The organism is Streptomyces sp. NPDC059567 (genome assembly GCF_042735655.1).
In the GTDB taxonomy this organism is placed as follows: Bacteria; Actinomycetota; Actinomycetes; order Streptomycetales; family Streptomycetaceae; genus Streptomyces.
The window spans coordinates 1-5,328 of sequence record NZ_JBHWBS010000187.1; the positions used below are offsets into that span (position 1 = coordinate 1).

Annotated in this window: 6 protein-coding genes; 3 read left to right on the forward strand and 3 right to left on the reverse strand. The window is 67.8% G+C overall.

Annotation, left to right across the window (positions count from 1 at the left end; translation table 11 throughout):
* The 3 genes from ACFVZW_RS36665 to ACFVZW_RS36675 form a co-directional block, all read right to left on the reverse strand.
* Positions 1-242 (reverse strand): hypothetical protein (locus ACFVZW_RS36665; protein ID WP_384530876.1); only part of this gene is annotated, 242 nt, incomplete at its 3' end.
* Between the two features lie 3 nt (positions 243-245).
* Positions 246-881 carry a hypothetical protein gene (locus ACFVZW_RS36670; RefSeq protein WP_384530878.1) on the reverse strand — a complete coding sequence of 212 codons (636 nt, stop codon included), beginning with the start codon at positions 879-881 and terminating at the stop codon, positions 246-248.
* Between the two features lie 344 nt (positions 882-1,225).
* Positions 1,226-2,119 carry a helix-turn-helix transcriptional regulator gene (locus ACFVZW_RS36675; protein WP_384530880.1) on the reverse strand — a complete coding sequence of 298 codons (894 nt, stop codon included), beginning with the start codon at positions 2,117-2,119 and terminating at the stop codon, positions 1,226-1,228.
* A 215-nt stretch (positions 2,120-2,334) separates the two neighbouring features.
* Here ACFVZW_RS36675 and ACFVZW_RS36680 point away from each other — a divergent pair, with 215 nt between their 5' ends.
* The 3 genes from ACFVZW_RS36680 (at position 2,335) to ACFVZW_RS36690 (ending at position 5,125) form a co-directional block, all read left to right on the forward strand.
* Positions 2,335-3,312: an aldo/keto reductase gene (locus tag ACFVZW_RS36680; RefSeq protein WP_384530881.1), complete on the forward strand. Its 978-nt coding sequence runs from the start codon at positions 2,335-2,337 to the stop codon at positions 3,310-3,312.
* A gap of 162 nt (positions 3,313-3,474) precedes the next feature.
* Positions 3,475-4,326 carry an aldo/keto reductase gene (locus ACFVZW_RS36685; protein ID WP_384530883.1) on the forward strand — a complete coding sequence of 284 codons (852 nt, stop codon included), beginning with the start codon at positions 3,475-3,477 and terminating at the stop codon, positions 4,324-4,326.
* Between the two features lie 163 nt (positions 4,327-4,489).
* Positions 4,490-5,125, forward strand: coding sequence for a flavodoxin (locus tag ACFVZW_RS36690; protein ID WP_384530885.1), 636 nt, complete (start codon positions 4,490-4,492; stop codon positions 5,123-5,125).
* Positions 5,126-5,328 lie beyond the last annotated feature (203 nt).

Consider the following 5,328-nt stretch of genomic DNA (forward strand, 5'->3'; position numbering starts at 1 on the left):
AAGGGAGGCAGGCCCTGGGCGCGCTGAAGCTGGGGACGTTCCGCGTGTCCGGTGAGTAGGCCCCGCCGCCGTCTGAAGTTGTACAGGACGAGCGAGTCTGCGCTTGCCGCTGCGTGAGTGTGCCCCTTCGGAAGCGCCAGGAGCCCGAAATTGAAGCCGCCTGGCTTCCAGCGGCCGAAAGATAGCGTTCCGATAATACCGTACCCGGTCGCCTGGTTGTAGAGAATGATGGTGTCATTCATGCTTCACCCGTTGACCTGCTCCCAGGCCCACGAAGAAGCCGCCATATGCAATTCCCAGCTTATCCCCGCCTGGGAGGCGGCAAATCGCCGCTGCATCCTGGAAGCCTGGAGGGCAAATGATCGGCGTTCCATATCCGTCTGTAGTGAGGACTCCAGTGAGGTTCGGGCCGGCCGTGTACAGGATCGGACCGAACAGAGGGAACTGGTTGTCGTTGGGATGGGGGATTGAGTTCGCAACGATTGCGACGGGTGCAAATTCGAGTTTGAACCGCCACCGAAGACCCAGACGCCGGCGTCCGTTTTGACCGTTGGTCGGTGGAATCTCGCCGTCAGGGGCGAGCGGAGCTGGGGCTTTCGCTCGTCGTGTTGGCGCTGCGGCAGGAGCCGGCGGACGTAGCTCGCCACCGCCATGCTGGCAGAGGACTGCCGTACACGCACCAGCAGGTACGAGATCAAGGAAGCGATGGTATCGGCGCGAATCATGAGCACGCTGCCCAGAAGGTAAGCCGCGAAGGCGCTCACGCCGAGGACTGCAGGCTTGCCCATCCATTCTGCCAACGCGTACAGCGGCTGCAAGAACTCAGGAGCTTCTTCTTTCGAGGGGAAGGCAGTGCCCACTGCCAGCACCGCCGCCAGCATGTACAGGTAGCCGACAGCCAGTGGTGTGCGCAGTTCGCGAAAGCCTGGCAGAGAGAAAGCAGCACGACACCAGCGTGAGCTCGTGGCACTGCGAGCGGTGCGAACGACACCTACTTCACTCGCGACTTCTCAGACTGGCAAGCCGGTCCCACAGCCGGATGCTCGCCGTCACCGGCCTCGAAGCCGGTACCGATCCGGCAGGCCCGCGCCCAGCGTCGTCACTGTGCCGCGGCGACCGAGGCCGCCGCTCTGCGCCGGGTCCCGGGCCGTACGTGCTGCCCGGAAGGAACCGGGCCGCTCCAGCGCTCGTGCCGGACGACGGCGTTGGTGCAGCGTGAGCGGGGTCAGCTCGGCCGGTGTATGGGGGCTCGTGCTGGCGTGGCGGGTACGGTCATGTCGAGCAGGAGTAGGGCGTCGTGGTCGGGGGTGCCGGGTTCGGCGGTGTAGACGCCGATGCGCTGGCCGGGTGTGCCTTCCACGTGCAGTGACTGTGCGGTGAGGGTGACCGTTCCGACCTGGGGGTGCTGAAACGTCTTCTGCGCGGGCTTACGCCCGGTCACTTCGTAGCGTTCCCACAGTCCCGCGAAGTCGGGGCTCTTCAAGAGGAGTTCGCCGACGAGGTTGGTCAAGTCGGGGGCGTCGGGGGCTGTACCGGCGACGGCGCGCAGGTGGGCGACGCATGCGGTGATCTGCCGGTTCCAGTCGGGGAAGAGCTGACGGGCGGCGGGGTGGAGAAAGAGGTAGCGGGCCAGGTTGCGCTGTTTGGCCGGCCAGTCGTCCAGGCCGGCGTAGAGGGCGAGACCGCCCGGGTTCCAGGCCAGCATGTCCATGCTGCGGCTGATCACGTAGGCGGGGTTCGGGCGCAGTGATTCCAGCAGGAGCTTGAGGTGTGGCCGCACGGTGCGGCTCGGGGCAGGTGGTGGTTCGGGGGTGTAGCGGGCGGCGCGGGCGGCGAGCTCGCGCAGGTGCTGGTGCTCTTGGTCGTCCATGTGCAGGGCGCGGGCGAGGGCATCGAGGACGGAGGGGCTGGGGCGGGTCTCCTTGCCGCGCTCCAGGCGTACGTAGTAGTCGATGCTGATGCCGGCGAGGGTGGCCAGCTCCTCGCGGCGCAGGCCAGGGGTGCGGCGGATGCCGGCGCCGATGGTAAGGCCGACGTGTTCGGGGCTGGTCTGGGTGCGGCGGGCGCGCAGGTAGCGGCCCAGCTCGGCTCCCTCGCTGTTCGCGTTCTCGGATGCCATGACTCCAGTCTCACCCGCTCGGCGCCCCCTGCTCAGATGAGAGGGGGCCCTGTCATTACCCCTGAAGAGCCCGCCCTGCCACACCCGCGCAATACGGGCGAAGGTGAAAGCACGACGCCGGTACCCCGGCCGCCGCCCAAGCCGAAGCAGGCACGACCTGGCTGGCCGGGCGAGAGTGAGGGTGCCGGGCAACGCTACGAATCGGAGAGGGTGCGATGCGCTACATCAAGCTGCGTGACCTGGAGGTTTCCCGGATCGGTCTCGGCGCGATGGGCATGTCCCACGGTTACACCGGCTCCGGCACCGATGAGGCGGAGTCGATCAGGGCCGTGCACCGGGCGCTGGAGCTGGGTGTCACGCTCATCGACACCGCCGAGGTCTACGGCCCCTACACCAACGAGGAGCTGCTGGGCCGGGCCCTGAAGGGACGCCGGGACCAGGTGGTGCTGGCCACGAAGTTCGGCCTGGTCTCCCACGCCAGTGAGGGCGCGTGGAACCTGGACTCCAGTCCGGCCAACATCCGCACCGCCGTCGAGGGCTCCCTGAAGCGGCTGGGCACCGACCACATCGACCTGTACTACCAGCACCGGGTGGATCCGAACACGCCGATCGAGGAGACCGCCGGCGCCGTCGCGGAGCTGATCGCCGAGGGCAAAGTGCGCGCCCTCGGCCTCTCGGAGGCCGGCCCGGACACGATCCGCCGTGCCCACGCCGTTCAGCCGGTCACCGCGGTGCAGTCGGAGTACTCCCTGTGGACGCGCGGGATCGAGCAGCGCATCCTGCCCGTCCTGCGGGAGCTGAACATTGGCCTGGTGCCGTTCTCCCCGCTCGGACGCGGCTTCCTGACGGGCACCGTCCGTTCCACTGACCAGTTCGACGCATCCGACTTCCGGCGCGACAACCCGCGCTTCTCGGGAGAGAACTTCCACCGCAATCTCGCGATTGCCGACGATGTGCAGGCCCTGGCCGCCGAGGTCGGCGCCACACCCGCACAGGTGGCCCTGGCCTGGCTGCTTGCCCAGGGCGACGGCATCGCCCCGATCCCCGGCACCAAGCGGGTCAGCCGCGTGGAGGAGAACACCACCGCCGACGGCATCACGCTGACCAGCGAGCAGATCGACAGACTCAGCAGCCTGCCGCCCGCCGCCGGGGACACCCACACCGAGGCTCAGGCGCAGATGCTCGAACGCTGATCTCGGCCCTGCCATCCGCGCCGTCGTCCGGCGCGATAGCCCCCACTTCCCAATTGGAGTAGCACCCCTTATGCGGCAACGTCAGTGTCGAAGAACGGCCTGACCCGAAGATCGTCCATCCCCTGACTTCCTACGTCACCACACTGTGAAGGACTTCCGCTCATGCAGTACGTCACCCTTAACAACGGCGTCCAGATGCCCATCCTCGGTTTCGGGGTCTACCAGATCCCCCCGGAGGACACTGAGCAGGCCGTCACCGAGGCCCTCGCCGTCGGGTACCGCCTCCTGGACACCGCCGCCGCCTACGGCAACGATGAGGCCGTCGGCCGCGCGATCAGGAACAGCGGCATCCCGCGTGAGGAGCTGTTCGTCACCACCAAGCTGTGGGTCCAGGATGCCCCGGCCGAGGACAACACCCGGCGCGCCTTCGAGACCTCCCTGGCCAAGCTGGGCCTCGACTACCTGGACCTGTACCTGATGCACCAGCCGTTCGGCGACGTGTACGGCCAGTGGCGCGCTATGGAAGCCCTGAACCGTGAGGGCCTCGCGAAGGCGATCGGTGTCGCCAACTTCTACCCCGACCGGCTGATCGACCTGATCCTCAACAACGACATCACCCCGGCGGTCAATCAGGTCGAGACCCACCCCTTCTTCCAGCGCGCCGACTACCAGGACCTCATGCGAGAGCGCGGCGTCCAGATCCAGTCCTGGGGCGGCTTTGCCGAGGGCAAGAACGACCTGTTCACCAACCCGCTCCTGGCCGGGATCGGCAAGGAGTACGACAAGTCCGTCGCCCAGGTCGTGCTGCGCTGGCTGACGCAGCGCGGCGTCGTCGCCATCCCCAAGTCCGTCCGCGCGGAGCGCATGGCCGAGAACATCGACATCTTCGACTTCGAACTCACCGACGAGCAGATGGCGGCCATCGCCACCCTCGACACCGGCAGCACCCTCTTCTTCGACCACCACGCCCCCGAGATGGTCGACTGGCTCGCCAAGCGCCGCGTCGACGCCTGACACAGCTGTACTGGCACCACCAGAACCGGCGCGGACGCCCCCACCCCTTCCAGGGCATCCGCGGCAATGGCACACAGGCCATACCCGAAGGACGCCACCCGTGACCCACCAGCAGGACAGGACTGCCCCCCTACGGCGGCGCACACTGCTACGCGGAGCCCTGTTGACCGGAGCCACCGCCATCACCGGCACCCACCTGACCGGTTGCTCCGGCTCCTCGCCCGAGCGGTCTGCCCCCGACCCGACACAGCCGTCCGCCACGGCCAGCCCGCGCGGCGGGTCGGTCCTGCTGGCCTACTTCTCCCGGCCGGGGGAGAACTACTACTACGGTCGGCGCACCAACCTCACCGTCGGCAACACCGAGGTGCTGGCCGGGATGATCAGCCGCTTCATCACCTGCGACGTCCACCGCATCGAAGCCGCCGAGCCCTACCCGGACAGCTACGACCAGACGGTCCAGCGCAACGTCCGCGAGCAGGACACCGATGCCCGGCCTGCCATCGCCGGCCGCCTTCCCTCCCTCGACCGCTACGACACGATCCTCCTGGGCAGCCCCATCTGGAACGTCCGCCCACCGATGATCATGAAGACGTTCACCGAAGCCCTCAACTTCCGAGGCAAGACCGTCATCCCGTTCACCACCCACGCCATGAGCGGACTGGGCACCGCCGAACGTGACTACGCCGCCTCCTGCACCGGCGCCACCCTCGCCCAGGGCCTGGCCGTACGCGGCGAAGAAGTCAGAGAAGCCGGCAACGACGTCCGGGCCTGGCTGAAGCAGACCGGACTGCTCGCCTGAACCGCAGCAACGCCGGCCGCAGCCCGTCCGCTCCATCCGGCGACGGCGGACCGGCGCTGGGCTGCGGAGAACCGCACTAGAACCACTGATAGCGCTCGTTGGAATCGGGCCCCCTACTCAAGGTTGACCCCACACTTGCTCAGTGGACCTCCCCACCCGCAGGGGATCGGCCCAGATGCGCGGGGGGTGGGGGGGCGGCGCGG

What these genes read in the sequence shown, in the direction of transcription:
- ACFVZW_RS36670 (WP_384530878.1), bottom strand. Translation starts at nt 881, where the DNA reads ATGCTGGCGGCGGTGCTGGCAGTGGGCACTGCCTTCCCCTCGAAAGAA.
- ACFVZW_RS36680 (WP_384530881.1), top strand. Translation starts at nt 2,335, where the DNA reads ATGCGCTACATCAAGCTGCGTGACCTGGAGGTTTCCCGGATCGGTCTC.
- ACFVZW_RS36685 (WP_384530883.1), top strand. Translation starts at nt 3,475, where the DNA reads ATGCAGTACGTCACCCTTAACAACGGCGTCCAGATGCCCATCCTCGGT.
- ACFVZW_RS36675 (WP_384530880.1), bottom strand. Translation starts at nt 2,119, where the DNA reads ATGGCATCCGAGAACGCGAACAGCGAGGGAGCCGAGCTGGGCCGCTAC.